This is a genomic window from Kitasatospora terrestris (genome assembly GCF_039542905.1).
Classification (GTDB): domain Bacteria; phylum Actinomycetota; class Actinomycetes; order Streptomycetales; family Streptomycetaceae; genus Kitasatospora; species Kitasatospora terrestris.
This window is the reverse complement of sequence record NZ_BAABIS010000001.1, coordinates 2,450,778-2,477,454: the sequence shown is the minus strand read 5'-3', so window position 1 is coordinate 2,477,454 and position 26,677 is coordinate 2,450,778. Positions and strand designations below refer to the sequence as shown.

Sequence of the window (26,677 nt, the reverse complement as noted above, 5' to 3'; positions counted from 1 at the left end):
ACCGTTCCGGGGCGCCGGTCAGGCGCCGGACCGGTCGGCGAGTCCGCGCAGGGCGTCCACCGCCTCCTGCCGGCGGGGGCTGTTGAGTTCGACCAGCGAGTCCCGGGCGTCGAGCAGCAGCTGCCACGCCTCCCCGGTGGGGCCCAGTTCCGCCAGCACCAGGCCGAGGTCGAGCCGGGCGGGTTCGCTCCACGACCGCATCCGGGCCGCCTCGAAGCGCGCCAGGGCGAACCGCAGCGGCTCCTCGGCCTCCGCCCACCGGCCCAGCGCCGCCAGGTCGCTGCCGATCTGCTGGCGGGCCACCGCGAGGTACAGCCCGACCAGTTCGTCCGGCTGGCCGGGCAGCCCGGCCCGGCAGATCGCCTCGGTGCGCCGGTGGATCTCCAGCGCCTCGGCGGCCCGCCCGGCGTGCCGCAGGCCGGTCCCGAGCGTGTTGAGCACGGTCAGTTCGCCGAGCTTGGACTGCGGCGAGGGGTCGGCGCCCAGGTGGACGGCGGCCTCCCGCAGCCGCTCGTGCGACTCCTCGATCCGGCCCAGGTGGTGCAGCGCCCCGGCGCTGTAGCCGAGCGCCCAGCCGCACTGCTGACGGTCGCCCAGCTCGCGGGCGACGGCGAGCGCCGCGTCGGCGGCCGCCTGCCCCGACGCGTAGTCGAAGACGCAGAGGTTGAACGCCCAGGCAAGGTAGTTGAGGTGGACGGCCTCCTCGCGGCGGCTGCCGAGCGCCCGGGCCGCCCCCACCGAGTGCCCGAACACCTCCGGCCACAGCTCCCAGTGCTGGTTCCGGTCGGAGAACCAGTGCATCGCCCCGGCGGTGTCCAGCACCTGGCGGTGCCGGCCGGCCGCCGCGGCCCGGCGCAGCGAGGCGAGCCACTGCTCGCGCTCGGCCTCCAGCCAGGCCCGGGCCTGCTCCCGGTCGGCGGGCGCGCTCGCCGGGTCGGGGTCGGTGCGGGTCTCCTCCGCGGCGGCCGCGGGGCGGGGCTCGGCGTCGAAGAACAGCGCGGCGGCGGCCGCCCGGCGCAGCATCCAGCGGTCGGTGCGGTCCTGCGCGGCGGCGGCCCGCTCCGGTCCGTCCTCCGCCTCCACCTGCTCCCGGGCGAAGAGCCGCAGCAGGTCGTGGAAGCGGTACCGGTCGGCGGCCGGGTCGGACTGCAGCAGGCCGGCGTCCACCAGTTCGTCGGCGCGGCGGGAGGCCCGGGCCCGCGGCAGGTCGGCGAGGAGCGCGGCGGTCTCCGGGCCGAAGTCCCCGCCGGCGGCGAGCGAGGCCCGGCGCAGCACCCTGCGGGCCTCCTCGTCCAGCTGCTGGTAGGAGAGCGCGAAGGCCGCCCTGACCTCCAGGCTGCCGGCCTTCAGCAGGTCCAGGCGGCTGCTCTGCTCGGCGAGCTGGGCGGCCAGCTTGGCGAGCCGCTCGTGCGGCCGGCCGACCAGCCGCTGGCCGGCGATCCGGACGGCGAGCGGCAGCTGCCCGCACCGGTCGGCGAGGTCGCGGGCGGCCTGGGCCTCCCGGCCGACCCGGTCGGTGCCGAGGATCCGGGTGAGCAGCTCGACCGACTCCTCGCGGCGCAGCAGGCCGAGTTCGACCCGGTGGACCGCCTCCAGGCCGGCCAGCGCGTGCCGGCTGGTGACCAGGGTCAGCGAGCGGCCGGTGGCCGGCAGCAGCGGCCGGACCTGTTCCTCGTCGGCCGCGTTGTCCAGCAGCAGGAGCAGCCGGCGCCCGCCGGTGAGCTCGCGCAGCAGCCCGGCCCGGTCCTCGGTGCCGGCGGGCAGGGCGCCCTCCGGGGTGCCGAGGGCGCGCAGCAGGCGGGCCAGCGCGTCCCGCGGTGCGGTCGGCTCCGGGCCCATGCCGTGCAGGTCGACGGCGTACTGGCCGTCCGGGAAGTGCTCCGCCAGGTGGTGGGCGGCGTGCACCGCGAAGGTGGTCTTGCCGAGCCCGGGCTGGCCGGAGACCAGGACCACCGGCGGATGGGCCGGGTCGGGGTCGGCGGCGAGCACGAGCAGCCGGTCCAGTGCCCGGTGACGGGCCGTGAAGTCGCCGATGTCCCGGGGCAGCGCCAGGGTGTTGCGGTGCGCGGGCGGCGGCTCCTCGGCCCGGGGGCGGGGCCGGCCGAGGCTCGCGGTGCGCTCCAGCCGCTCGGCGTCGGCCGCGTCCAGCCGCAGCGCCTCGGCGAGCGCCTGGACGGTGCGGCGCTGCGGGCCGCGGGTGCGTCCGCGCTCCAGGTCGGCCAGCGCGCGGACGCTGACCCCGGCGGCGTGGGCCAGCTCCTCCTGGCTGAGGCCGGCCGCGGCCCGCAGCTCCAGCAGCAGCCGCCCGAGCTCCCCCCGGCCGGGCGCGCCGGTCTCCTCGGTGTCCATCGACGCTCCCCGCTGCCGGCGTGCCCGACCCGGTGTCGCGACCCCCGGCAGAAGTATGGCGGACCGCATTCCTGCCGGTGGAACCGCCTGGGCGGGGTCGCCGGCACGTGGTCGACTGGCCGCCGGGGGATGCGGTCGCTCTTGCCGCTGCGGCGGCGAGGGCCGTCCGCCCCCGCCGTCCGCACCGCCGATCCGGGGAATGCCACTGTGTCTGTCCGTCGTCCCGCCGCCAGCCTCCTGCTCGCCGCCGCCGCCCTCGCCCTGACCGCCTGCAGCTCGGGCGGGACGCCGGCGGCCGCCGGATCCTCGGCGACGCCCGCGGCGACCGTCGCCGCGGGCGCGGGCGCGAGTGCCGGCGCGACCGCGGGCAGCGGAGCGGGTACGGGCACCGGCACGGCCACGGCGAAGCCGACCGCGGGCTCCACCGCCAAGCCCTCCGCCAAGCCCGTCCCGGCCGGCGACTGCACCGCGGCCGCGCAGCGCCCCGGCGGCCACAAGGTGATCAGCGCGACCGTCGCCTGGGGCGGCCCGGACCGGATCGGCGCCGCGCCGACCCGCTTCGTCTGCGGCAAGGACGTCCCCGGGGAGGGCCACTGGGAGGCGACCACCGGCGACGACACCTACTTCTTCGCCCCGGGTGCCACCGCCGAGCTGCTGGTCGGCACCCAGGCCAAGGAGGTCCCGGTCGCCCGCGCGCTGCAGCAGGTCGTCGCCTGCGCCACCGACAACAAGGCCTCCCAGGGCGAGTACGGCTGCTACGGCAACCTGTACGAGGTCACCCTGGACGGCGCCGGGAAGATCACCCGGATCGCCGCCATGTACCGCGCCTGACCCGGCGTCCGCCGGGGCCGGCCGGGCCGGGGCGGCGCGTCGCCGGCACCCGACCCGCCGGCGACGCGGCGTCAGCCGCCCAGGTGCGGGCTGTAGAGCGCCGACAGGAAACGGGTGGTCATCACCGCGTACCCGGCGCGCCCGCCACCGGCCAGCGACACCACGGCCGGGGCCAGGCCGCCCGCACCAGGATGCCGACCGTCAGGCAGACGATCCGCCAGACCATGATCCGGGTCCGCACCTCCGGGTGCCCCGACATCTCCGCCGGCAGCGCCACGTACGGCACCTGGAAGAGCGAGAACGCGCTCGACGCCAGCACGAAGGTCACCGCGACCCAGGCCGCCGCGCCCGCACCGGTCACCGGCGACAGGAACATCGCGGCGAACGCGGCCGGCAGCGCCAGCGTGCCCGCCAGCAGGATCCGCGTCCGGCGGCCGGTGCGCAGCGCCTCCCGGTCGCTCGCCGCGCCCACCATCGGGTTGAGCACCGCGTCCCAGACCTTCGGCAGCGCGACCACCAGGCCGGCCGCGCCCGCGGGCACCCCCAGGCCGTCCGTCATGAAGTACAGCAGCAGCAGGCCGGCACGGTCGAGTAGATGCCGGTGCCCACCGAGCCCAGCGCGTACCCGGCCAGCGCCCGCCGCCCCGGCCCGGCGCCGGCCACCGGGGTCCGCCCCGGCTCGGCCCCCGGCCCGGGCCCGCTCACCGGGGGCCGTCCAGGTCCAGCTCCCGGACCACCAGCTGCCGCAGGTGCGCCCGGAAGCGCGGCACCTGGGCGCGGATCATCGACCGGCAGAAGCCGTGCGTGGTCCACAGCACGGTCCACACGGCGAGCTCCGCCCGCTCCGGGTCCAGGCCGGGCAGCGCCTTCGCCAGCGCGTCGCGCACCGACTCCAGCAGCGGCCGGTTGTACAGCTGGATCAGTCGGATGTTCGCCAGCGTGAGCGACTGCGCCGAGTACTGCGCCCTGATTGAGTACTACGCAGCCGAAGGCGCCGTATTGGAGGCCAGGCGTGGTCGTCTCCGCAACGCCTTGGTGCACGGCAACCCGGCCAGCTTCGCGATTGTCGAGTCCGTGCGCGAGCATGCCGAGTTCCTGAGCGGCACTGCCCTCAACCTTGGCCTCGAGTCATACGTCGAGGGCGCGGTGCCCGCTGTCGCGCTGGCGAAGCGGACTGATGAGTTCACCGCGATGCAGGCAGGTCAGGACGCCGCCGGCTACTGGCGGGCTCGACTCACCGCCGAACCTGCGACGAGCGCGAACCCGTCATAGGCGCCGACTTCGGCGCACCGGCGCCACCTCGCCGTCGTCCCTTCGAACCACTGACCACCCTGCTCGGCCGCGAACCACCAAGATCACCGACAGGGTCGAGCTCAGAGTACGGTGACCTGGACGATGAATACCCGTTCGAGCCGCGGGGCGATGAAGTAGTGGAACATCCCGCCAGGACGTCCACCGCCTCCATGCTCGGCCCGGTTCCCTCGAAGGTCGTTCCGTCCAGGTAGAGAGCTTCGGCCATTCTCACCAGCTCGTCGGCTCGCTTCGCCACCTCGGCCAGGAATTCGGCGGGTGCGCCAGCGGCCACGGACGCGGCATCGGGTGGTACTCCCAGGACCAGCTCAACCCCGGACCGCCTGGGTGGCGGCGCGGAGGATCTCGCTCGAGACCGTCAGGTGGTCACGGGCTTCCTCCGGAGCGTCCGCCTGTTGTGCCAGGTACAGACTCCGGTGGTACTTCCGTGCCGTCTCGGGGAAGCGCTCGATCTCGACCATCGCGGACCAGTGCACCAGGAAGGCGTGGACCGGGGTGAGGCTGTCCAACTCGGCGGCTCGGTTGAAGGCTTTCTCCAGGTCTGCCTGCATCTTCGGCAGGAGGTTCGGTGCCACGACCGCCAGGGCGGCCTTCAACGCTGCCGGCGTCTTCGTAGGCCTGGGGATGAGTTCCTCGGCGTGGTGCGCTGCTGTGCTCAATGTGTCCTCCACGGGGTGCCCCGGCCGGTACGGCAGGCGGGCCCGTTCAGCGGTCGGAACCAGCCGTGCCGGCGCCCCCGGTGGCGCTCACGACGGAGCCTGGCAGGTGGCCGGTTCCGGAGATCCCGGCGTTCCCGGCCGGACTGTGTTTCCGCAGGACAGCGCGTCGCCGACCTGCGGGAACGCGAAACTCAACGTTCGCGTTCCCGCAGGTCGGAGGTGCCTCTACAGGTCGTAGTAGAGCTCGAACTCGTGCGGGTGCGGGCGCAGTGCGATCGGGGCGATCTCGTTGGTGCGCTTGTAGTCGATCCAGGTCTCGATCAGGTCGGAGGTGAAGACGCCTCCGGCCAGCAGGTACTCGTGGTCGGCCTCGAGGGCTTCGAGGACGGCGGGGAGGGAGGAGGGGACCTGGGGGACGGCGGCGTGCTCGTCGGGGGCGAGCTCGTAGAGGTCCTTGTCGACGGGCTCGAGCGGCTCGATCTTGTTCTTGATGCCGTCGAGGCCGGCCATCAGCATGGCGGCGAAGGCCAGGTACGGGTTGGACGCCGGGTCGGGCGCGCGGAACTCGATGCGCTTGGCCTTGGCGTTGGACCCGGTGATCGGGATGCGGATGGCGGCGGACCGGTTGCGCTGCGAGTAGACCAGGTTGACCGGGGCCTCGAAGCCGGGCACCAGGCGGTGGTAGGAGTTCACCGAGGGGTTGGTGAAGGCGAGCAGCGAGGGGGCGTGCCGCAGGATGCCGCCGATGTAGTAGCGGGCCATGTCGGACAGGCCGGCGTAGCCCTGCTCGTCGTAGAAGAGCGGGGAGCCCTCGGTCCACAGCGACTGGTGGACGTGCATGCCGGAGCCGTTGTCGCCGAAGATCGGCTTGGGCATGAAGGTGGCGGTCTTGCCGTTCCGCCAGGCGACGTTCTTGATGATGTACTTGAACAGCATCAGGTCGTCGGCGGCGTGCAGCAGGGTGTTGAACTTGTAGTTGATCTCCGCCTGGCCGGCGGTGCCGACCTCGTGGTGCTGGCGCTCCACCTGGAGTCCGGCCTTGGCGAGTTCGAGGGACATCTCGGCGCGCAGGTCGGCGAAGTGGTCGACCGGCGGGACGGGGAAGTAGCCGCCCTTGAACTTGACCTTGTAGCCGCGCGCGTCGCCCTCGGCGGAGCCGCTGTTCCAGGCGCCCGCCTCGGAGTCGATGTGGTAGTACGACTGGTGGGCGGCGGTCTCGAAGCGGACCGAGTCGAAGACGTAGAACTCCGCCTCCGGGCCGAAGTACGCGGTGTCCGCGATGCCGGAGGAGGCCAGGTACGCCTCGGCCTTGCGGGCGACGTTGCGCGGGTCGCGGCTGTAGGCCTCGCCGGTGATCGGGTCCTGGATGAAGAAGTTGATGTTGAGGTGCTTCTCGGCGCGGAAGGGGTCGAGCCGGGCGGTCTGGAGGTCCGGTACGAGGGCCATGTCGGACTCGTGGATCGCCTGGAAGCCGCGGATCGAGGAGCCGTCGAACATCAGGGTCTCGGACGGGTCGAAGGTGGCCGCGGGCACCGCGAAGTGCTGCAGGACGCCCGGCAGGTCGCAGAACCGGACGTCGACGAACTTGATGTCGTTGTCCGAGATGTACTGCTTCACCTCGTCGGCGTTGGTGAACATCCATCCTCCTCAGCTGCGGTCTGGTGGCTCACGTTAGGGACGGGCCGTTTCCGGCTGGTGACTCCACCGTTTCCTGAATGTTAACCGGCCCGGCTGAACGGGCGGCAAAGGCGTACGGTTCCGGGCAAATCGCCGCCCCCGTGGGCGCCCTGCCGGTCGAGTGGTCTAGACCTCCACCGGCAGTCGGAGCAACGCGATTCACCCCGCCGGGGCGCGACCCCGGCGCGGCACCGGCAGCGGCGCGGACACGACCCCGCAGCGGCACGGACGCGGCACCGGACGCGCAACGGGGAGGGCTGGCGAAGATCGCTGGTAAGCCCCGGTTAGTGTGGATTCGTGGACACCAGAGAAGCGTTGGGATCGTGGATCGACGGCCCGAAGGCCGCCGCCGAGAAGATGGGCGCCGACTTCGGGTACCGCGGCGAGCGCCTCGGCCTGCCCAAGGAGGGCCCGGGCTCGGTGGCCGGCGTCGGCCGCCGGCTGGGCGCCCTGTGCGTCGACAGCTGGCTGTGCAGCCTGGTCGCGTACGGGCTGCTCTCCGGCGGAGACCTGAACGGTGCCAACCGCTGGACCCTCCCGCTGTTCTACGTGGTCTGCGTGGTCCTGCTGGCGACCACCGGCACCACCCTGGGCAAGCGGCTGTTCGGCCTGCGGGTGGTCCGGCTGGACGGCGCCCGAGCGACCATCCCGCAGGTGCTGCTGCGCACCCTGCTGCTGTGCCTGGTGATCCCGGCCGCCGTCTGGGACCGCGACACCCGAGGCCTGCACGACAAGGCGGTCGGCACCGTCGAGGTCCGCATCTGACCCCGTACGGCACGGGACAGTCGAACGGCCCCGCCGCGATCAGGATCGCGGCGGGGCCGTGGTGTCGGTGGGGGAGCGGAGGTCAGCGGACCTGGCCGCCCTTCGGCATCCGGGCGCCCTTGGGCATCGGGCCCTTGGGGATCGGCGCCTTGGAGAGCAGGTCGCCGAGGGCCCGCAGCCGGTCGTTGGTCTCGGTGACCTGGGCGGCGGAGATCGAGCGCGGCAGACGCATCAGGTGGATCTGCAGCTTCTTCAGCGGGATCTCGCCCTCGCCGGTGCCGACCATGATGTCGTGCACCGGGATGTCGCCGACGACCTTGGCCATCTTCTTCTTCTCGGACGCCAGCAGCGGCCGCACCCGGTTCGGGTTGCCCTCACCGATCAGCGCGATGCCGGCCCGGCCCACGGCGCGGTACACCGCGTCCTGGTTGCGGGTGACCGCGACCGGGGTGGTGTTGGCGCTCCAGCCGCGGCGGATGTTGTTCAGCACGGCCGCCACGGCGCCCGGCTGGCCCTCCATCTGCCCGAACGCGGCCTTCTCGGCCCGGCGCCCGAAGACGATCGCCATGGCCAGGAAGGCCACGATGAAGCCCAGGATGCCCAGGTAGATGGGGTGACCGATCGCAAAGCCGATGGCGAGGAACACGCCGAAGGTCAGCAGGCCGACGCCGGCGATGATCAGGCCGATCTTGGTGTCGACCTTCTTGGTCATTTGGTACGCCAGGCGGATCTGCTTCAGCCGCCCGGGAGTCTCGGATGTTTCCCTCGCCATAACGCTCATGGTACGTGGGGTGCCTGCGGTTAATCCAAGGGCGGTGCCGGTTCGTGACCCTGGACTTCCCCCTACCGGGCGTGCACGGGCCTTCCCGGTGCTTCCCGGTCCTCCCAGGCGCTTCCCAGTGCCTCCCGGAGCCTCAGGCCGAGCGGGACAGCTTCACGGCCGGCTGGTCCCGGTCCGCCGCCCAGCGGCGGTTCTCGCAGACCGCGGCCCAGGCGTTGCGCCGCGCACCGCGGATCAGGACGAGGTTCTCGGCGTACTTCAGCGCGGATCGGATGCCGCTGCGCATGACCACCACTCCTTGTGCGGGTACCCCCTCAGGGTCGCCGCCCGGTGTTACCGGACGGTGACCCGACCATCAATACCGCATGAAGGAAGGGCGGGCCCCGGTGGACCCGCCCTTCCGGTGAAAAGGTGGGAAATCAGACCGCGGCCTGCTCCCGGTGGGCCAGCGCCTGCCGGTACAGCCGGCCGGCCCGGTAGGAGGAGCGCACCAGCGGTCCGGACATCACACCGGCGAAGCCGAGCTCCTCGGCCTCCTGCTGCAGCTCGACGAACTCGTGCGGCTTCACCCAGCGCTCGACGGGGTGGTGGCGCACCGAGGGGCGCAGGTACTGGGTGATGGTGATCAGCTCGCAGCCGGCGCCGACCAGGTCGGCCAGCGCCTGGCTGACCTCCTCGCGGGTCTCGCCCATGCCGAGGATCAGGTTGGACTTGGTGACCAGCCCGGCCGCGCGGGCCTGGGTGATGACGTCCAGCGAGCGCTCGTAGCGGAACGCCGGGCGGATCCGCTTGAAGATCCGGGGGACCGTCTCGACGTTGTGCGCGAGCACCTCGGGACGGGCGGCGAAGACCTCGTCGAGCAGCGCGGGCACGCCGTTGAAGTCGGGGATCAGCAGCTCGACGCCCGTCCGGCCGCCCTCGCGGTCGGCGGTCATCGCGTGCACCTGGCGGACGGTCTCGGCGTACAGCCAGGCGCCGCCGTCCTCCAGGTCGTCGCGGGCGACACCGGTGATGGTGGCGTAGTTCAGGTCCATGGTGACGATGGACTCGGCGACCCGGCGCGGCTCGTCCCGGTCGAACTCGGCGGGCTTGCCGGTGTCGATCTGGCAGAAGTCGCAGCGGCGGGTGCACTGGTCACCGCCGATGAGGAAGGTCGCCTCGCGGTCCTCCCAGCACTCGAAGATGTTGGGGCAGCCCGCCTCCTGGCAGACCGTGTGCAGCCCCTCCTTCTTCACCAGGGACTGCAGGGCGTTGTACTCCGGCCCCATCTTCGCCCTGGTCTTGATCCACTCAGGCTTCCGCTCGATGGGGGTCTCGCTGTTGCGGACCTCCAGGCGGAGAAGCTTCCTGCCGTCGGGTGCGACAGCGGACACGTGCGGCTCCTAGAACTAGACGGGGTACCCCACAGGGTACGCCTGTGCAATTGCGGCTTGCGCCCGGCCGGGGCCCTGCGATCAGAGGCAACACCGGGCGTGGCGCAGCGATTCCTGAGGGTCAGCGGGCCATGGCCGGCTCGGGCAGCTCGGCGAGGACCGCGGCGAGGTGCCGCCGCACGGTCGGCACGGCGTCGGCGACGGTGAGGTCGCGGCCCAGCTCACCGCTGAGCGAGGCCACCCCGGCGTCCCGGATGCCGCACGGCACGATCTTGTCGAAGTAGGTCATGTCGGGGTCGCAGTTGAGCGCGAAGCCGTGCATCGTCACGCCGCGCGCCACCCGGACGCCGATCGCGGCGAGCTTGCGGTCGTCGCCGCGCTGCCCGGCGTTGGACGGCGCGTACTCGGGGCCGGCCAGGCGCGGGTCGATGCCCAGCGGCAGGCCCATCCGCAGGGTCAGCTTGCCGATCTCCACCACCTGCGCGGGGTCGACCACCGCGCCGGGGATCTCCGCGCCGAGCTTCCAGACGCCGCTGCGGCCCTCGATCCGGGTGGTCTCCACCCCGAAGTCGGCGCAGGCGCGGATCAGCGCCTCCTCCAGCCGCCGCACGTACGCGACCACGTCGATCGGGTCCGGCAGCTTGACGATCGGGTAGCCGACCAGCTGGCCGGGGCCGTGCCAGGTGATCTCGCCGCCGCGGTTCACCTCCACCACCGGGGTGCCGTCCAGCGGCAGGTCCTCGGGGTTGGTGCGCTTGCCCATGGTGTACACCGGCTGGTGCTCCAGCAGCAGCACGGTGTCCGGGATCTCGTCCGCCACCCGCAGCGCGTGGAGCCGCTGCTGCTCCTCCCACGCCTCGGCGTAGGGGACGGTCCGCTCGCCGATCCCCATCGAAACGAAGCGCACGTTCTCGCTCACCGTATGTCGCTCCTTGCCCGGGCGTTCGAGACCAACCTCGCCACTGTACGCCCGTCCGGGTGGCACCGGTCCTTACGGGCTCCCGGAGAGCAGCTGCAGGCGCAGCGCGAGCTGCAGCTCCAGGGACCGCTCGGGGTGGTTCCAGTCCCGGCCGAGCAGGACCTCCACCCGGTCCAGGCGCTGCACCACGGTGTTCACGTGGACGTGCAGGGCGTCCTTGGCGCGGGTCAGGCTGCCGCCGCAGTCGAAGTAGGCGCGCAGGGTGCGGACCAGCTCGGTGCCCCGGCGGGCGTCGTACTCCAGCAGCGGGCCGAGCGCGACGCGGACGAACGCCTCCACGTCGTGCCCGTCGCCCAGCAGCACGCCGAGGAAGCCCAGGTCGGTGGCGGCCGCGCCGTCGCCGTCCCGGCCGAGCACCCGCAGGCCGCGCACGCACCGCACGCCCTCGGCGTGCGCGGCGGCCAGCGCCACCGGCCCGGCGGCCGGGCGTCCGGCGCCGACCGTCACCGGGGCGCCGATCAGCCGGGCCAGGCGCTCGGCGGCCCGGGCGGCGGCCGCGCCGGGCGGCGTGCCGTCCTCGGGCAGCAGCAGGACCACCGCCTCGCCGTGCTCGGCGCTGATCCCGCGCGAGCCGAACAGGTAGCGGGCCGCGGCGCCCGCCAGCCGTTCGCGGGCGGGGGCGTCGCCGGGGTCGGCGACCAGCACCAGGTGGGGGCGGGTCAGGTCGACACCGAGCCGCCGGCCGCGCGCCACCAGGCCCGCCGGGTCGCGGTCCGGCGCGGTCAGCAGGTCGGCCAGCAGTTCGCCGCGCACCCGGTTCTCGGTCTCGGCGACCGAGCGGCGCAGGAGCAGCAGCAGCGCGGTCACCACGCTGGCCCGTTCCAGGATCCGCCGGTCGCCGTCGTCCAGGCCGGGGCGGCCGTGCAGCACCATGCTGCCCAGCAGCTCCTGCCCGGCCAGCACGGCGCACACCCAGTCCTCGCCGTGCCGCACCGCCCGGGCCTGCTCGCGGGAGGCCGCGGCGGCCTCCGCCAGGCCCTCGGCGACGGCGGCCCGGCCGGTCAGCGGGTCGCCCTCGGCGTCGTGCACGGCCACCTCGCCGTCCAGCAGGCCGGCGACCTCGGCCGCCACGTCCGGCACCTCGGCGCCGCGCAGCACCAGGTCGGTGAGCCGGTCGTGGGCCTGCTCGGCGCGCTGCACGGCCGCCGAGTGCGCCCGGATCACCTCGTTGGCGGTGGCCAGCTCGGAGAGCGCCGCCCGGGTGTCGGCGAGCGCCTTGGCGGTGTCCAGCGCGATCGCGGCGTGCGCGGCGAGGGTGCACAGCAGCGCCACCTCGTCGGGGGAGAAGGCGCGGGCCGAGCGGTCGGCGGCGAACAGCACGCCGATCACCCGGCCGCCCAGCAGCAGCGGCACGCCGATGATCGCGACCAGGCCCTCGTCCAGCACGCCCTCGTCGATCTTGCCGGTGTGCCGGAAGCGCTCGTCGGTCCGGTAGTCGGGGGTCGCGTACGGGCGGGAGGTCTGCGCCACCAGGCCGCCGAGGCCGTCGCCGAGGCTCAGCCGCAGGGTCTGGAAGATCGGCGACACCGAGCCGTCGGTGACCCGCATGTACGTGTCGCCGGCCTCCTCGTCCGGGAGGGTCAGGTACGCGGTGTCGGTACCCAGCAGCATCCGGGCCCGGCGGACGATCGCCTGCAGCACCGCGTCCAGGTCGCGGGAGGCGGCGAGGTCGCCCGCGGTGTCGAAGAGCGCGGTCAGTTCCGCCTCGCGGCGGCGGTGCTGGCGCATCGTCCGGTGCACCCGCAGGGCCTGCCAGGTCGCGTCGTCGATCTCGGTCAGCACCTGCGCCGGGGCGCCCTGCCGGCGGGCCTCGGCGAGCACGTCGGCGAAGTCCTCGGTGGCGGCGCCGGTCGCCAGCAGGTCGAGCAGGCGGCGCAGGGCGGGGGCGGAACTGGTCCGGTGGTCGTCCATGGTGCGCGCAATCGTGCCAAACGTGGGGGACGAACAGTAGGGGGCTCGGGGGAGAGGCTTCCCCCGAGCCCCCGCTGCGGCTAACCGACCGGGACGGACTCGCGCTCCTCCACCTCGGCCAGGTCGCTGCCGCGGGTCTCCCGCGCGCAGAGGACGGCGATCACCGTGATCACCGAGGCGATCGCGACGTACACCGCGATCGGGGTGGCGCTGCCGTAGTCCTTGAGCAGCGCGGTGGCGATCAGCGGCGCCGGCGCGCCGGCCGCCACCGAGGAGAACTGGGCGCCGATCGAGGCACCGGAGTACCGCATCCGGGTCGCGAACAGCTCCGAGAAGAACGCCGCCTGCGGCGCGTACATCATGCTGTGGAAGAACAGGCCCACGGTGACTGCGGCGACCAGCGCGCCGAAGCTCCTGGTGTCCACCATCCCGAAGAAGACGAACGCCCACACGCCGACGCCCACCGCGCCCACCAGGTACACCGGCTTGCGGCCCACCCGGTCGGAGAGCGCCCCGAACACCGGGATCAGGGCGAACTGCACGGCCGAGGCGATCAGCACCGCGTTCAGCGCCGTCTGCTTGCCCACGTGCACGTGCCCCACGGCGTACGCCAGCACGAAGGTGGTCATCACGTAGTACGAGATGTTCTCCGCCATCCGGGCGCCCATCGCGATCAGCACGTCCCGCCAGTGGTGGCGGAGGACCGCGACCAGCGGCGGCTGCTCGACCGTGGCGCGCGCCTTCGCGGCCGCCAGCGCCTGCCGGAACAGCGGGGACTCGTCCACCGAGAGCCGGATCCACATGCCGACCGCGACCAGCACCGCCGACAGCAGGAACGGCACCCGCCAGCCCCAGGACAGGAAGGCCTCGTCCGAGAGCACCGCGGTCATCAGCGACAGCACGCCGGCCGCCAGCAGGTTCCCGGCCGGGGCACCGCCCTGCGGCCAGGACGCCCAGAAGCCGCGCCGCTTCGGGTCGCCGTGCTCGGAGACCAGCAGCACCGCCCCGCCCCACTCGCCGCCCAGCGCGAAGCCCTGCACCAGGCGCAGCCCGGTGAGCATCAGCGGAGCCGCCACGCCGACCTGGTCGTAGGTCGGCAGGCAGCCGATCAGGAAGGTCGCGCCGCCCATCAGCAGCAGGCTCACCACCAGCAGCTTCTTGCGGCCGATCCGGTCGCCGAAGTGCCCGAAGACCAGCGCGCCGATCGGCCGGGCGGCGAAACCGATCGCGTAGGTGAGGAACGACAGCAGGGTGCCGGTCAGCGGGTCGGCCTTCGGGAAGAAGACGTGCCCGAAGACCAGCGCCGCGGCCGTGCCGTAGAGGAAGTAGTCGTACCACTCGATGGTGGTGCCGATCAGGCTGGCGCCGACGACCTTGCGCAGGGAGCGGGAGCCCGGTCTCGCGACATCGGGAGAGGTGGCCATGGGGGTGTCCTTCGGTTGCAGCGGGGGGACGGGCGGGGGTGGGGGAGAGGGCTCGGGGGTCAGTGGGCGGTCCAGCCGCCGTCCACGGGCAGGCTGGCGCCGGTGATGTAGGACGCGGCGGGGGAGCACAGCCAGACGGCGAGCTGCGCCACCTCGTCCGGCTCGATCAGCCGCTTCACCGCGGTGCGGTCGAGCATGATCTGCTCGACCACCTCGTCCTCGTGGATGCCGTGCGCCAGCGCCTGCGCGGCGATCTGCTTCTCCACCAGCGGGGTGCGCACGTAGCCGGGGTTGATGCAGTTGCTGGTCACGCCGTACGGGGCGCCCTCCAGGGCGGCCGTCTTGCTCAGGCCCTCCAGACCGTGCTTGGCGGTGACGTAGGCGGACTTGAAGGCGCTGGCCCGCAGGCCGTGCACCGAGGAGATGTTGATGATCCGGCCCCACTCCTGCCCGTACATGTGCGGCAGGGTGCGGCGCAGGATCCGGAACGGGGCCTCGACCATCACCCGCTGGATCAGCGCGAAGCGGTCGACCGGGAACTCGTGCAGCGGCGCGACGTGCTGGAGGCCGGCGTTGTTGACGACGACGTCGGCGTCGTCCGGCAGGGCCTCCACCGCGTCCGGGTCCGAGAGGTCGGCGACCACGGCCGTGCCGCCGATCGCGTCGGCGAGCCGCTTGGCGGGGTCGGCGGCCAGGTCGACGACGTAGACCCGGGCGCCGGCCGCGGCGAAGGCCTCGGCACAGGCCCGGCCGATGCCGGAGGCGGCACCGGTGACCAGGGCGGTACGGCCCGCCAGCTGGGGGGCGGAAGAGGTGTCCATGGCCGAGAACGGTAGGAATCCGCGGCTCCGACTCCTATGTGGGCGACCGCCACAGAAACGGCCCCGGCGGTGGCGGATCCCGCCATGCCGGTGAATCGGGCACAGCAGCTCCCTCACTCAAACACCGCGGGCCCCGGCTTCCCCACAATGAGCGCCACTCAGTCACCCGTTCGGAGGACTGAGGGCCCAGATCCACCCATAGCGCCCGAATGCTCGCTACATTCGCGCCGATTCCCGACAGGGGGCGTCGATCCGGGCAGAGGGGGCCGGGGCGGCGCTCGAGAGGTGATGACTGACATGTCCCAACTTCCCGCAACCGACCGCCCGGCGTACGACCCGCTCGACCCGCTCGACCCGCCCCACCGGCTCGACCCGCTCCACCGGCTCGACCAGCGCCCGGCCGAGCCGGACGACGCCACCGCGCACGCCCTCGACGAGGATTCCGACGAGCACGCGGCGGACGGCCCCGCCGCCGCGCGCCCGCAGAACCCCCTTCTCGCCGCCCTGATCGAGGAGTCCGGCTTCTCGCACGCCGGGCTCGCCCGAAGGGTCGACCAACTGGGTCTCGAGCACGGCCTGGACCTGCGCTACGACAAGACCTCCGTGACCCGCTGGCTGCGCGGCCAGCAGCCGCGCGGCGCCACCCCGGCACTGATCGCCGAGGTCTTCACCCGCCGGCTCGGCCGCCGGCTCACCGCCCAGGACGTGGGCCTGGACGCCTGCGCCCCGGTCTACGCCGGCCTGGAGTTCGCCGAGACCCCGCAGGAGGCCGTCGACATCGTCGCCTCCATGTGGCGCAAGGACAACGGGCCCTACGCCGAGCTGCGCAAGATCGCCTTCACCCCGGCCGGCCTGGTCGTCCCCAGCCGGGACTGGCTGATCGGCCGCACCGACGAGCGGGTCGCCCGGGACGGCTCCACCCTGCCGCCCGAGGAACTGCGCACCGACCCCCACCCCGGCCGGCCCGGGCACCCCGGCGCGCATCCCGGCCCGCACGGCGGGGCGGCCCCCCGGGTCCCGCAGCAGAGCCGCCGCCCGGCGGGCGCGGGGGAGCACCCGGAGGGCGGCGGGCGCGAACACCGGCCGCCGATCCGGGTCGGGCGCGGCGACATCGCCGCCATCCGCGCCGTCGGCGACCTGTTCCGCGCCCTCGACCAGGCGTACGGCGGCGGCCACGCCCGGCAGGCCCTGGTGCGCTACCTGGAGAGCGAGGCCGAGCCGATGCTGCGCGGCCGCTACGGCGAACAGATCGGCCGCGCCCTGTTCGGCGCCGTCTCGGACCTGACCCGGCTCGCCGGATGGACGTCCTTCGACATCGCCGCCCACGGCCTCGCCCAGCGGTACTTCGTCCAGGCGCTGCGGCTCTCCCAGGCCGCCGGCGACCGGGTGCTCGGCGGGTTCGTCCTCACCACGATGAGCCAGCAGGCCGTCCACCTCGGGCACGCCCGGGAGGCGATCCAGCTCGCCCGGGTCGCCCAACAGGGCGTCGGCACCGTCGCCGCACCCGTGGTCCAGGCGCTGATGCACGGCGCCGAGGCCCGCGGGCACGCCCTGCTCGGCGACGTCCGCTCCTGCACCACCGCGCTGGTGCGCTGCGAGCGGGCCCTCGCCGCCGCCCGTCCCGGTGACGAAGTCCCGTCCTGGGCACGGTACTTCGACGATGCCCAGCTCGCCGACGAGTTCGCCCACTGCTACCGCGACCTGCAGCAGTGGCGGCCCGCCGCCCAGCACGCAGAGAAGTCCCTGCGGCTGCGCGCCCCCGCCTACGCCCGCAGCAGGATCCTGTGCCGGCTGGTGCTCGCCAGCGCCCGGCTCGGCATGGGCGACGTCGACGAGTCCTGCTCGATGGCCACCGACGCGCTCCGCGCGGCCGGCGAGATGCGGTCCGCCCGCACGGTGGAGTACCTGCGCGACTTCCACCGCCGCCTCGCCCCGTACCGCACCACCCCGGCGGTCCGCGCCTTCGAGGAGGCCGCCCGCCAGGCGGGCGTGATCTGACGCGGCGTCGCACGACCGAGGGCCGCCGCCCCCGCACGGTGCGGGGGCGGCGGCCTTTCGCCTGCCGGGCCGGCGTATTCGGTGAACCAATGGCCATTGACCGGAATTCCCCTGTTCGACCGCCAACAGCCCTTTGCGGATTCGGCAGGACGACTCAGGCGCGCAAGCGGCTGGGCCGCCATCCAGAACGGGGCGGTGCTGTGCTGGAGGGCGCCGACGCAACCGTCCCTGCCGGTCCTGGAGGTCTTGTCCGACGGTGCGCACCTGTCGGCTGTGGTTGCCGCCGGCCTGGGCCCGCCGCACCTCCTGCCGGGTGAGGAGGACCTTCGGATACCGGCACCCGCCGTGCGGGGCCGCCGAACTCGAAGTCCGCGTCACTCGGGACAGCCCCAGCCGCCACGTCAAGATCAACTCTGGCTTCGTGGCACCGGCCGAGCCCTTCATGTCATCTGGTTCACTGACTCGGGACGTGACGCGGGCCCGGGGGTGCCCCGGAGCCGCAACTCCGAGTGGGGGAGAACGATGAGACGGCTGGGGCGATTGGCCGGGCCCGTGGTTGCCGGTGTCCTTCTGCTGGCCGGCTGCACCGCCGGGGCAGGACCGGGTGCCGGCGGCAGGGACGGTGCCTCCGAAGCAGCGGAGGTGCGCACGGATCCGAAGGCCATCAGTGACCGGCTCCCGAAGCTCGGCGGCTTCGACCGGGCGCGCTGGGAGGTCCGGTCCAGCAACGGGGGGAACCGGGACATCGGACCGAGCGACTACAACGCACGAGGTGTCGCCTGGCTCACCGATGACCGGGTGACCCAACTGCTGGCCGCTGCGGGGAAGTGGAGCCCGGAGGCTCCGGCCGGATTCCCCGCAGGCTTGGACCCGATGCTCGACAACACGGGCGACTGGGTCCACAGCGAGGAGTTCGACCGGTACGTCACCTCCGACCGGTACCACGGCGAGTTCTTCGTGAACAAGAAGGAGCACGCCGTCTACTTCGACGTGATCAACCCGCCGAGTCCGAAGAGCGTGGTCGAGAGCGTCGGCTGATCGAGGGTCGGTTCCACCAGCACTCCGCCCGTACCGGGGGCCGATCGGCCCCCGGTACGGGCGGAGGAGTTCCGTCGCGCAGGTGCCGGCCGCGACTACGCCGCGACGTCCGCCGCGCGGTCGGTGGCCGGGAGGCCGAGGTCGCGGAGCACCGCCTCGGCGGCCCGGCGGCCGGAGACCAGCGCGCCCTGCACGGTGGAGGTGTCCCGGTGGTCGCCGCAGACGTACAGGCCGGCCAGCAGCCGGACCGAGCGCCGGAAGTGGTGCGGCGGCGGCATGGCGGGCACCGCGTCCTGGACGTGCCGCACCGCCAGGAACTCCCAGCCCGCGGTGGAGGTGCCGTACAGCTCCGCCAGCCGCCGCCGGACCGCCGGCTCGTCGCCGGACGGCCCGCCCGAGTCGAAGGTGTGCCGGCCGAGCACGGTGGTGGCGATCAGCGCCTGCCCGGGCGGCGCGTACGAGGGGTCCACCTCGCTGAGCACCAGCGAGTGCGAGATCCCCGAGCGGCCGACGCCGTGCGGGCCGCCGCCGGGGTCGCCCGTGCGGTCGGCGTCGAGCAGCAGCACGGGTTCGCCGAGCGGGCTGCCGTCGGCCGCGTGGTAGTAGGTGGTGACGGGGTGGAAGGCCGGCAGGCGCAGGCCGGGCAGCAGCGCGGCGGCGGACGGCGCGTCGGTGGCGACGACCACCGCGCGGGCCCGGATCCGGCCGTCCTCGGCGGTGCGCACCCCGTCGCAGTCCACCTCGGTGACCTCCACGCCGTACCGGACGGTGCCCTCCGGCAGGCCCTCCGCCAGCTGCGCGGGCACCGCGCCGATGCCGCCGGCGGGCAGGCAGAGCCGGCCGCGGGCGTACGAGCGCAGCACCAGGTCGGCGACCCGGCTGCTGGTCGCGAGCGCCGGGTCGGCGAGCAGGGCGGTGAGCAGCGGCCGCAGGAAGCCGTCGGCGGTGCGGGTGGGCAGGCCGCGTTCGGCGAGCGCCCGGGCGGCGGTGGTCTCCGGCCGGGCGAGCAGCTTGGGCACCGGGGTGGCGGCCAGCCGGGCGAGCGCGGAGCCGAGCCGGGCGCGGTCGAGCGGGCTCCCCAGCCCGCCGCGGCCGGCCGGCTGCCGTCCGCCGCCGGCCTGCCGCGCGCCGGGCTGGCGGACGGCCGCCTGCCGGGCGGGGGTCTGCTGCGGGTCGCCGTAGCGCTGCCGGCGGCCGCCGCTGTGCACCAGCACGCCGGGGGCCAGCGGGCGCAGCTCCAGCCGGTCCAGGTCGAGCCGGCGGGCGGGTTCCGGGTACGCGGTGTTGAGCAGGTGGGCGCCGTGGTCGAGCCGGAACCCGTCCAGTTCGCGGGTGGCCATCCGGCCGCCGACGCGTTCGGTCGCCTCCAGGACGCGGACGTCCAGGCCGCGCTCGGCCAGCGCGCGGGCCGCGGCCAGCCCGGCGACGCCGGCGCCGACCACGACCACGTCCGGGTCGGTGGTGCGGCCGGTGCGGCGGGTGAAGTCGTATGCGGGCACGTGTGTGTGCTCCCTCCCTGACGGAGCCCCTCCGCTCGAACCCTCCGGGTCGGCGAGGAGCCGGGACGCAGTCCGACCATGTGATGCCCCGTCAATGTCTTCGTCAGACCGGAGCTTCCCGGCTAATCGGGGGAGGGGGGCGGTTCGGCGGCACGCTCGCCGCGTGGGGGTGCCCGCCATGCGCCGGGAGGGGCGTACGGGACACCGGAGGGCGCGCGGGGTCGGCCCGCGCGCTGGACGCGCCGCCTACGTACCACCGTGCGCCCCGGCCCGCGCCCCCGCCGGAATGCCCGTCCGCGCCGCCCGCCCGCGCCGCGGGCCCGACCGTCAGAGCGCCGCGCGCACGATCGCGTCCAGGTCGCCGTGCTCGAACCGGAACCCCGCTTCCAGCAGCCGCCGCGGCACCACCCGGTGACTGCCCGCCACCTCCACCGCCATCTCGCCGAGCGCGATGTCCAGTGCGAACTGCGGCACCGCGAACACCGTCGGCCGGCGCAGCGCCCGCCCCAGCGCCTCGGTCAGCTCCCGGTTGCTGGCCGGCACCGGCCCGGCCAGGTTCACCGGACCGCTGATCTCCTCCCGCTCGATCAGGAAGCGCATCGCCCTGACCTCGTCCGCCAGTGAGATCAGGCTCCAGTACTGCTCGCCGGAGGCCAGCCGGCCGCCCAGGCCCAGCCGGAACAGCGGGAGCAGCCGCGCCCCGGCGCCGCCGTGCCGGTCCAGCACCATGCCGGTGCGCGGGTGCACCACGCGGATCCCGGCGTCCGCGGCCGGACGGGCCGCAGACTCCCACTCGACGCAGACCCGGGCCAGGAAGTCGTCCCCGGCCGGCGCGGTCTCGTCGATCACCCGGTCCCCGGTCTGCCCGTAGAAGCCCACCGCCGAGGCGCTGAGCAGCACCTTCGGAGGCTGCTTCAGCCCGGCCAGCGCGTCGGCCAGGGTCTCGGTGCCCAGCACCCGGCTGTCCCGGATCTCCTGCTTGTACGACTCCGTCCAGCGGCGGTCGCCGACACCGGCGCCGGCCAGGTGGACCACCGCGTCCAGGCCCTCCAGCGCGGGCGCGTCGATCTCCAGCCGCTGCGGGTTCCAGCCCACCCCGAGCGAGCCGTCCGGCTGAGGCCCGGTGCGGCTGCGGCGGCGTACCAGCCGCACCACCTGGTGGCCGTCGGCCAGCAGGGAACGGACCAGGGCGGAGCCGATGTGACCGGTTGAACCGGTGACCGCGATGCGCATGCCCCCATCCTTCCAGGCCCCCCGCCGCGGGCGCCCGCACCGGCCCGCAGAAATCCGCTGGACAAAGCGAGTTGCCGAATTAGCATGACGCGCATGTCATCGCACCACCTGACGATCCGCACGGCCACCACGATGGACGACACGGCACTGGCCGAGCTCGACCACGCCGTCTGGTCCACCCTGCACGCCGTCGCGCCGCAGCCCCCCGAGGGCCGGCCGTTCTTCGACGAGGCGCACACCCCGGAGCAGCACCTGGTCGCCGAACTCGACGGCCGGCTGGTGGGGTACGTCCGCCAGGTGCCGCCGACCCCGCTGCGCTCCAACGCGCACGTCCGGCAGATCCAGGGCCTCGGCGTGCTGCCGGACGCCCGCGGGCTCGGCGTGGGGGACGCGCTGATCGAGGCCGCCTGCGAGGCCGCCCGCGCGGCCGGCGCCCGGAAGATGACCCTGCGGGTGCTCGCCCACAACGGCCCGGCCCGCCGCCTCTACGAGCGCCGCGGCTTCACCGTGGACGGCATCCTCCCCGGCGAGTTCCTGCTCGACGGCGCGTACGTCGACGACGTCTGGATGGGCCGCAGCCTCACCGCCTGACCCCGCACCGGCCGGCCTGACCGCGGACCGGCCGGCCCGGCCGCGCACCGGCGCCTGACCACGCACCGGCCGCCTGACCGCGCACCGGCCCGTGGGTGGCCCGTGGGTGGCCAGCCCGACCGTCTCGACCTGGCGCCCCGCCCGGCCCCGACCCGGCGTCAAGGGGCCCGGGCGAGCCGATTCGTGACCTCCGATGCCCTCCCGCCGGTGCAGCGTCGGCCAGTACCGTTACGGGAATGAGCACCCCGACGCCGCCCGGCTGGTACCCCGTCCCCGGCACCACCGAGGAACGCTGGTGGGACGGCACCGCGTGGACGGCCGACACCCGCCCCGCGCACCGGATCGCCGACGCCCCCACCCAGGCCTGGCCCGGCGCCGCCGTCCCGCCGATGCCGTCCCAGCAGCCCGCGCCGCCGCCCGGGCAACTGCCCGCGCCGCCGCGCCGCAACGGCCTGGTGATCGGTGCGACGGTCGCCTCCCTCGCCGTCATCGGCGGCGCGATCGCCGCCGCCGTCGCGTTCATCCCGGGCGGCGACCCGGACCCCACCCCCTCCCGGAGCCCGATCGCGGCGCCGTCCGCCTCCCGCTCGGCCGCGCCCAGCCGCAGCGCCTCCGCGAGCCCGCGCCCCTCCGCCTCCCGGTCCGCGCAGCCCGCGCCTTCCGGCACCGCGCTGAGCGGCAAGGCGCTGGACGACCGGACGCACGGCTGGAGCGTCCCGATCGCCAACGGCTGGGTGCCCCGGCTGACGACCGGCACCACCTCCACCGTGTTCCAGAGCGTCGGCGAGTACGAGTGCGGCCAGACCTCGAAGTGCGTGCGCGGCCAGTACTCGGTGGAGGTCGAGGCCAGCCCGGGCACCGACGCCCGTACGGTCGCCGAGGCCGTGATGGCGGTGTACGCCCCGCGCTCCTTCGGTGACCTGGAGGACCACGAGGAGCTCGGTTCCGGCACCATCACGGTCGCCGGGGCGAAGGGGTACGCGGTGCGCTGGCACGTCACCCCGACCACCGGCGAGGAGGGCTACCTGCTGGTCGTCGCCGTCCCTGCCCCGGGCGGCGGCTACACGATCCTGCACGGCGGCGTGGACGACAGCGCCCAGGCCCCCGACCCGGTGGTCCTCGACCAGATCACGGCCGGCATCCGGACGCTCGGCTCCGGCTCCGGCACCTGATCCCGCCCTCCGCGCACCGAACCACGTGGCAGCCCGCCCGGCTCACTCCCCGAACAGCTCCCACAGCCGCGGGTACCGCTTCGCCAGCTGGTCGGCGTCCGTGAAGTCGAACGGCACGCCGGCCGGCGCGCGCGGCGGCGTTCCGCCGACGTCCGGCAGCGGCAGCCCGGTGAGCTGCTCGTACGCCTCGTCCGCGGCGTAGCCCAGGTCCTCGGCCTCGCCGTCCTCCTCCTCGTCGAAGTCGGGCACCAGCTCCGCCAGGGCGTCCGGCTGGTGCGCCGTGCCCTCGAACACCTCCCGGCCCTGCCCGATCAGCCAGCACCGGAAGTAGTCGAAGGAGTCCTCGGAGGCCCCGCCGAGCACCAGGTGCGCCGCCCCCCACAGTTCCACCGTGTACGCCCGCTGGAACCGCGCCTCGAACAGCCGGGCGAAGTCCACCACGTCGTCCGGGGTCAGCTGGACGAGTCGCTCCACCAGCGCGTCCGCCTGCTCGTCCGGATCCCCGTCGGCGGCGTCCCTGGTCTCGTCGATCAACTGCCAGAAGTCGGTCTCGTCCATCACCGCTCCAGCATCCCCGTTCGCCACCACGCCCGCACGCGCGGCACGCGAAGGCCCCCGTCCGGCGGGTGCCGGACGGGGGCCTTCGGAGTGAGCGTCGCGGACGCGCCGGGCCTTACAGGCCGAGCTCGACCTCGAACTCGCCGGCCTCCAGGATCTCCTTGACCGCGACCAGGTAGCGGGCGGCGTCGGCGCCGTCCACCAGGCGGTGGTCGTAGGAGAGCGACAGGTAGGTCATGTCGCGGATGCCGATGGCGGTGCCGCCGTCGGACTCGATGACCACCGGGCGCTTGACGGTGGCGCCGATGCCCAGGATGGCGACCTGGTTCGGCGGCACGATCACGGTGTCGAACAGGGCGCCGCGCGAACCGGTGTTGCTGATGGTGAAGGTCGCGCCGGACAGCTCGTCCGGGGTGATCTTGTTGTTGCGGACCTTGTCGGCCAGCTCGGCGGTCTTCTTCGAGATGCCGGCGATGTTGAGGTCGCCCGCACCCTTGATGACCGGGGTCATCAGACCCTTCTCCGAGTCCACCGCGATACCGATGTTCTCGGTGTCGAAGTAGGTAATGGTGCCCTCGGCCTCGTTGATCCGGGCGTTGACGACCGCGTGGGCCTTCAGCGCCTGGGCGGCGGCCTTGACGAAGAACGGCATCGGGGACAGCTTCACGCCCTCGCGGGCGAGGAAGGAGTCCTTGGCCCTGCCGCGCAGCGACATGATCCGGGTGACGTCCACCTCGACCACGCTGGTGAGCTGCGCCTGCTCGTGCAGCGCCTTCAGCATGTTGTCGCCGATGACCTTGCGCATGCGGGTCATCTTGACCGTCTGGCCGCGCAGCGCGGACGGCGCGGCGGCGGCCTTCGGGGCGGCGGCAGCGGCCGGGGCGGCGACGGGGGCCGGGGCGGCCTTCGCGGCCTCGGCGGCGGCGATCACGTCCTGCTTGCGGATGCGGCCGCCGACACCGGTGCCGGTGACGGCGGACAGGGCGACGCCCTGCTCCGCGGCGAGCTTGCGGACCAGCGGGGTGACGTAGGCGTCACCGGCGTCGGCCACGGGGGCGGCAGCCGGGGCGGCCGGGGCGGCGACCGGAGCCGGAGCGGCCGGGGCCGGGGCAGCCGGGGCCGGAGCGGCGGCGACCGGCGCGGGGGCCGGGGCGGCCGGAGCAGCCGGGGCCGGGGCGGCGACCGGAGCCGGAGCGGCAGCCGGAGCCGGAGCGGCAGCCGGGGCGGCCGGGGCAGCCGGAGCGGCGGCGGCCGGAGCGGCACCCGGAGCGCCGATCAGCGCGAGCTGGGCGCCGACCTCGGCGGTCTCGTCCTCGCCGACCAGGATCTTCACGACGACGCCGGCGACCGGCGACGGGATCTCGGTGTCGACCTTGTCGGTGGAGACCTCGAGCAGCGGCTCGTCGACCTCGACGGTGTCGCCCTCGGCCTTCAGCCAGCGGGTGACGGTGCCCTCGGTGACCGACTCGCCGAGCGCCGGCAGCAGCACCGGGGTGGCGTCGGCGGCCGGAGCGGCAGCGGCCGGAGCGTCGGCCTCGGGGGCCGGGGCGGCGGCGGGGGCCTCGGCGACCGGGGCCGGAGCGGCCTCGGCAGCCGGAGCGGCCTCGGCGGCCGGGGCGGCGGCCACGGGGGCGCCGCTGCCGTCGTCGATGATCGCCAGCTCGGCGCCCACCTCGACCGTCTCGTCCTCGCCGACCTTGATCGAGGCCAGGATGCCGGAGGCCGGCGCCGGGATCTCGGTGTCGACCTTGTCGGTGGAGACCTCGAGCAGCGGCTCGTCGACCTCCACGCGCTCACCCTCGGCCTTCAGCCAGCGGGTGACGGTGCCTTCGGTCACGCTCTCGCCCAGCGCGGGCAGTGTTACTGAGACCGCCATGGTTTCAGCGACTCCTATCAAGTCTTGCGTACGAGTCGTACAGGTATGGGAAGGAGGAAGCGGGCGCTATCAGTCGTGCGCGTGCAGCGGCTTGCCGGCCAGCGCCAGGTGCGCCTCACCGAGGGCCTCGGACTGGCTGGGGTGCGCGTGGATGAGCTGCGCGACCTCGGAGGGCAGGGCCTCCCAGTTGTAGATCAGCTGGGCCTCGCCGACCTGCTCGCCCATCCGGGCGCCGACCATGTGGACACCCACCACGGCGCCGTCCTTGACCTGGACGAGCTTGATCTCGCCGGCGGTCTTGAGGATCTTGCTCTTGCCGTTGCCGGCCAGGTTGTACTTCAGGGTGACGACCTTCTCCTTGCCGTACTGCTCGACGGCCTTGGCCTCGGAGAGGCCCACCGAGGCGACCTCGGGGTTGGAGTAGGTGACGCGCGGGATGCCGTCGTAGTCGATCGGAACGGTCTTCAGACCGGCCAGGCGCTCGGCCACCAGGATGCCCTCGGCGAAGCCGACGTGGGCCAGCTGGAGGGTCGGGGCCAGGTCGCCGACGGCGGAGATGGTCTGCACGTTGGTGCGCATGAACTCGTCGACCAGGACGTAGCCGCGGTCCATCGCGACGCCCTGCTCCTCGTAGCCGAGGCCGGCCGAGACCGGGCCGCGGCCGATCGCGACGAGCAGCACGTCCGCCTCGATGACCTTGCCGTTCTCGGTGGAGACGCGGATGCCGGTCTCGGTGTACTCGACACCGGAGAAGCGGGCCTTGAGCTCGAACTTGATGCCGCGCTTGCGGAAGGCACGCTCCAGCAGCTTGGAGGAGTTCTCGTCCTCCAGCGGCACGAGGTGCGGCAGGCCCTCGACGATGGTGACGTCGACGCCGAACGACTTCCACACGGAGGCGAACTCGACACCGATCACGCCGCCGCCGAGGATGACGGCCGACTTCGGGATGTAGTCGAGCTTGAGGGCGTGGTCGGAGGAGATGATCCGGTTGCCGTCGATCTCCAGGCCCGGGATCGAGCGCGGCACCGAGCCGGTCGCCAGGACGATGTGGCGGCCCTCGATGCGCTGGCCGTTCACGTCCACCGAGGTCTGGGACGACAGCCGGCCCTCGCCCTGGATGAAGGTGACCTTGCGGGAGGCGACCAGGCCCTGCAGGCCCTTGTACAGGCCCGAGACGACGTCGTCCTTGTACTTGTGGACGCCGTTGATGTCGATGCCCTGGAAGGTGGCGAGGACGCCGAACTCGCCCGCCTCGCGGGTCTCGTCCGCGACCTCGGCCGCGTGCAGCAGGGCCTTGGTCGGGATGCAGCCGCGGTGCAGGCAGGTGCCGCCGAGCTCGCCCTTCTCGATCAGCGCGACGCTCAGGCCCAGCTGGGCGGCGCGGAGCGCCGCGGCGTAACCGCCGCTTCCGCCTCCGAGAATGACTACGTCGAAAACGGTGCTGGCGTCGTTCGCCACGTCACGTCCTCCATGCAAAAGGTGCGGATCGCCGGGCCGGTCGCGGTCCGGTGGGTGGGTGACCCTTGTAAGGGCGCGCCCAGTCGTGCCGGAAATACATCTTTGCACTTGTTGGCGGCGACTGATGTCCGGGGCTGCCACGACGTGGGCCGGACGACCGTACACGAGGGTCGGAATACCCCGTACGTGGGGGTATCAGCGCAGCTCACAGGCGTGATGTCGGAGCGGGGAGGTCGACTTGACAGACCCGTCGAGCGGCCCCGTTCCACTCTGCGGAACAAAGTTTCGCCCGAGGCGAACAGGCGACCGCTCTTGTGCCGGAAGCTACTCGCTGGTAATGCGAAAGGGGCCCCGCACCGGCGGGGCCCCTGAC

Annotated in this window: 24 protein-coding genes; 7 read left to right on the top strand and 17 right to left on the bottom strand. The window is 73.8% G+C overall.

Features of this window, described 5'->3' with window-relative positions; genetic code table 11:
* Positions 1 to 18: 18 nt before the first annotated feature.
* Positions 19 to 2,349 (bottom strand): ATP-binding protein, encoded by a 2,331-nt coding sequence (locus tag ABEB06_RS11420; protein WP_345696724.1) that lies wholly within the window; start codon positions 2,347 to 2,349, stop codon positions 19 to 21.
* A 207-nt stretch (positions 2,350 to 2,556) separates the two neighbouring features.
* Between ABEB06_RS11420 and ABEB06_RS11415 the strand changes: the two genes are divergently transcribed.
* Positions 2,557 to 3,180, top strand: coding sequence for a hypothetical protein (locus ABEB06_RS11415; protein WP_345696723.1), 624 nt, complete (start codon positions 2,557 to 2,559; stop codon positions 3,178 to 3,180).
* Between the two features lie 121 nt (positions 3,181 to 3,301).
* Here ABEB06_RS11415 and ABEB06_RS11410 read toward each other — a convergent pair whose 3' ends face one another.
* Both ABEB06_RS11410 and ABEB06_RS11405 read right to left on the bottom strand, forming a co-directional pair.
* Positions 3,302 to 3,739, bottom strand: a complete 438-nt coding sequence (locus tag ABEB06_RS11410) for an MFS transporter (protein WP_425559612.1) — start codon at positions 3,737 to 3,739, stop codon at positions 3,302 to 3,304.
* Positions 3,740 to 3,881: 142 nt separating this feature from the next.
* Positions 3,882 to 4,067 carry a hypothetical protein gene (locus tag ABEB06_RS11405; RefSeq protein ID WP_345696722.1) on the bottom strand — a complete coding sequence of 62 codons (186 nt, stop codon included), beginning with the start codon at positions 4,065 to 4,067 and terminating at the stop codon, positions 3,882 to 3,884.
* Between the two features lie 40 nt (positions 4,068 to 4,107).
* On the opposite strand from ABEB06_RS11405, the gene ABEB06_RS11400 reads away from it, so the two are divergent.
* Positions 4,108 to 4,452, top strand: a complete 345-nt coding sequence (locus ABEB06_RS11400) for a hypothetical protein (protein WP_345696721.1) — start codon at positions 4,108 to 4,110, stop codon at positions 4,450 to 4,452.
* A 347-nt stretch (positions 4,453 to 4,799) separates the two neighbouring features.
* Here the strand turns inward: ABEB06_RS11400 and ABEB06_RS11395 are convergent, their stop codons facing one another.
* A complete protein-coding gene (locus ABEB06_RS11395) occupies positions 4,800 to 5,150 on the bottom strand; it encodes a DUF6247 family protein (RefSeq protein WP_345696720.1) in 351 nt (116 codons plus the stop codon).
* Positions 5,151 to 5,375: 225 nt separating this feature from the next.
* Complete coding sequence (gene glnA / locus ABEB06_RS11390) at positions 5,376 to 6,788, bottom strand: type I glutamate--ammonia ligase (protein ID WP_345696719.1); 1,413 nt, start codon at positions 6,786 to 6,788, stop codon at positions 5,376 to 5,378.
* Between the two features lie 336 nt (positions 6,789 to 7,124).
* On the opposite strand from glnA, the gene ABEB06_RS11385 reads away from it, so the two are divergent.
* The gene (locus ABEB06_RS11385) at positions 7,125 to 7,592 is read left to right on the top strand and encodes an RDD family protein (protein ID WP_345696718.1); all 468 of its coding nucleotides are present in this window, start codon (positions 7,125 to 7,127) and stop codon (positions 7,590 to 7,592) included.
* 82 nt (positions 7,593 to 7,674) lie between these two features.
* Here the strand turns inward: ABEB06_RS11385 and ABEB06_RS11380 are convergent, their stop codons facing one another.
* From ABEB06_RS11380 to ABEB06_RS11350, 7 genes are all read right to left on the bottom strand, one after another.
* Positions 7,675 to 8,373 (bottom strand): DUF4191 domain-containing protein, encoded by a 699-nt coding sequence (locus ABEB06_RS11380; protein WP_393074431.1) that lies wholly within the window; start codon positions 8,371 to 8,373, stop codon positions 7,675 to 7,677.
* Positions 8,374 to 8,506: 133 nt separating this feature from the next.
* Positions 8,507 to 8,659 carry a hypothetical protein gene (locus tag ABEB06_RS11375; protein WP_345696716.1) on the bottom strand — a complete coding sequence of 51 codons (153 nt, stop codon included), beginning with the start codon at positions 8,657 to 8,659 and terminating at the stop codon, positions 8,507 to 8,509.
* Between the two features lie 133 nt (positions 8,660 to 8,792).
* Entirely contained in the window at positions 8,793 to 9,746 is a 954-nt protein-coding gene (lipA, locus tag ABEB06_RS11370) for a lipoyl synthase (RefSeq protein ID WP_345696715.1), read from the bottom strand.
* A gap of 121 nt (positions 9,747 to 9,867) precedes the next feature.
* Complete coding sequence (lipB, locus tag ABEB06_RS11365) at positions 9,868 to 10,638, bottom strand: lipoyl(octanoyl) transferase LipB (RefSeq protein ID WP_425559770.1); 771 nt, start codon at positions 10,636 to 10,638, stop codon at positions 9,868 to 9,870.
* A gap of 99 nt (positions 10,639 to 10,737) precedes the next feature.
* Positions 10,738 to 12,636: a helix-turn-helix domain-containing protein gene (locus tag ABEB06_RS11360; RefSeq protein ID WP_345696713.1), complete on the bottom strand. Its 1,899-nt coding sequence runs from the start codon at positions 12,634 to 12,636 to the stop codon at positions 10,738 to 10,740.
* Between the two features lie 80 nt (positions 12,637 to 12,716).
* Positions 12,717 to 14,060, bottom strand: coding sequence for an MFS transporter (locus tag ABEB06_RS11355; RefSeq protein WP_345696712.1), 1,344 nt, complete (start codon positions 14,058 to 14,060; stop codon positions 12,717 to 12,719).
* A 59-nt stretch (positions 14,061 to 14,119) separates the two neighbouring features.
* On the bottom strand, positions 14,120 to 14,881 hold the full coding sequence (locus tag ABEB06_RS11350; protein WP_345696711.1) for a 3-hydroxybutyrate dehydrogenase: 762 nt from the start codon (positions 14,879 to 14,881) through the stop codon (positions 14,120 to 14,122).
* Positions 14,882 to 15,178: 297 nt separating this feature from the next.
* Between ABEB06_RS11350 and ABEB06_RS11345 the strand changes: the two genes are divergently transcribed.
* Positions 15,179 to 16,879, top strand: coding sequence for an NsdA family TPR-like regulatory protein (locus ABEB06_RS11345; RefSeq protein WP_345696710.1), 1,701 nt, complete (start codon positions 15,179 to 15,181; stop codon positions 16,877 to 16,879).
* 642 nt (positions 16,880 to 17,521) lie between these two features.
* Positions 17,522 to 17,917, top strand: coding sequence for a hypothetical protein (locus ABEB06_RS11340; protein WP_345696709.1), 396 nt, complete (start codon positions 17,522 to 17,524; stop codon positions 17,915 to 17,917).
* Positions 17,918 to 18,012: 95 nt separating this feature from the next.
* Here ABEB06_RS11340 and ABEB06_RS11335 read toward each other — a convergent pair whose 3' ends face one another.
* Together ABEB06_RS11335 and ABEB06_RS11330 are read right to left on the bottom strand one after the other, a co-directional pair.
* Positions 18,013 to 19,416, bottom strand: a complete 1,404-nt coding sequence (locus ABEB06_RS11335) for an NAD(P)/FAD-dependent oxidoreductase (RefSeq protein WP_345696708.1) — start codon at positions 19,414 to 19,416, stop codon at positions 18,013 to 18,015.
* Between the two features lie 327 nt (positions 19,417 to 19,743).
* Positions 19,744 to 20,649: a TIGR01777 family oxidoreductase gene (locus ABEB06_RS11330; protein WP_345696707.1), complete on the bottom strand. Its 906-nt coding sequence runs from the start codon at positions 20,647 to 20,649 to the stop codon at positions 19,744 to 19,746.
* Between the two features lie 84 nt (positions 20,650 to 20,733).
* On the opposite strand from ABEB06_RS11330, the gene ABEB06_RS11325 reads away from it, so the two are divergent.
* Complete coding sequence (locus ABEB06_RS11325; protein ID WP_425559611.1) at positions 20,734 to 21,240, top strand: GNAT family N-acetyltransferase; 507 nt, start codon at positions 20,734 to 20,736, stop codon at positions 21,238 to 21,240.
* Positions 21,241 to 21,476: 236 nt separating this feature from the next.
* Positions 21,477 to 22,412, top strand: a complete 936-nt coding sequence (locus tag ABEB06_RS11320) for a DUF2510 domain-containing protein (protein WP_345696705.1) — start codon at positions 21,477 to 21,479, stop codon at positions 22,410 to 22,412.
* A 42-nt stretch (positions 22,413 to 22,454) separates the two neighbouring features.
* On the opposite strand, the gene ABEB06_RS11315 is transcribed toward ABEB06_RS11320, so the two are convergent.
* The 3 genes from ABEB06_RS11315 to lpdA form a co-directional block, all read right to left on the bottom strand.
* Positions 22,455 to 22,970 carry a DUF4240 domain-containing protein gene (locus ABEB06_RS11315; protein WP_345696704.1) on the bottom strand — a complete coding sequence of 172 codons (516 nt, stop codon included), beginning with the start codon at positions 22,968 to 22,970 and terminating at the stop codon, positions 22,455 to 22,457.
* Between the two features lie 115 nt (positions 22,971 to 23,085).
* Positions 23,086 to 24,846, bottom strand: a complete 1,761-nt coding sequence (gene sucB / locus ABEB06_RS11310; protein WP_345696703.1) for a 2-oxoglutarate dehydrogenase, E2 component, dihydrolipoamide succinyltransferase — start codon at positions 24,844 to 24,846, stop codon at positions 23,086 to 23,088.
* 69 nt (positions 24,847 to 24,915) lie between these two features.
* Complete coding sequence (lpdA, locus tag ABEB06_RS11305; protein ID WP_345696702.1) at positions 24,916 to 26,322, bottom strand: dihydrolipoyl dehydrogenase; 1,407 nt, start codon at positions 26,320 to 26,322, stop codon at positions 24,916 to 24,918.
* Between the last annotated feature and the right edge of the window lie 355 nt (positions 26,323 to 26,677).